The sequence below is a fragment of the Lacinutrix sp. MEBiC02595 genome, from assembly GCF_053601555.1.
In genome coordinates this window covers 1-389 of sequence record NZ_JBSHNU010000153.1, presented here as the reverse complement: position 1 = coordinate 389, position 389 = coordinate 1, and the positions used below count along the sequence as shown (strand labels likewise).

Below are 389 nucleotides of genomic sequence, written 5' to 3'. Positions count from 1 at the left end.
CATCCGCAGTACAATCTACAGAGGTATCTGTAACAGTAGTACAACTAGTAATATCCGGAGCAATATTATCTGAAACGGTAATCGTTTGTATTTGCGGCGTTGCAGGATTCCCACAATCGTCTGATAAAGTCCAAGTTCTATTAATAACAAAAGAACCTTCACAAGCACCAGCTGTTACAACATCTGTAAAAGTCGCATCTAAAGTAGTATCACAATTATCAGCTTCATTGGTTACATCACCAGTTTCGCTAACCGTTGCATCATAATTACAAGAAGCATCCGTAAAAATTTCAATAGCTGCAGGCGCAGTAAATGTTGGCGCAATATTATCTGAAACGGTAATCGTTTGTATTTGCGGCGTTGCGGTGTTCCCACAATCGTCTGATAAA

Annotated in this window: 1 pseudogene; it reads right to left on the bottom strand. The window is 39.6% G+C overall.

The features are described from left to right. Positions 1-389, bottom strand: a pseudogene (locus ACVCZW_RS02860) (gliding motility-associated C-terminal domain-containing protein); the annotation flags it as partial.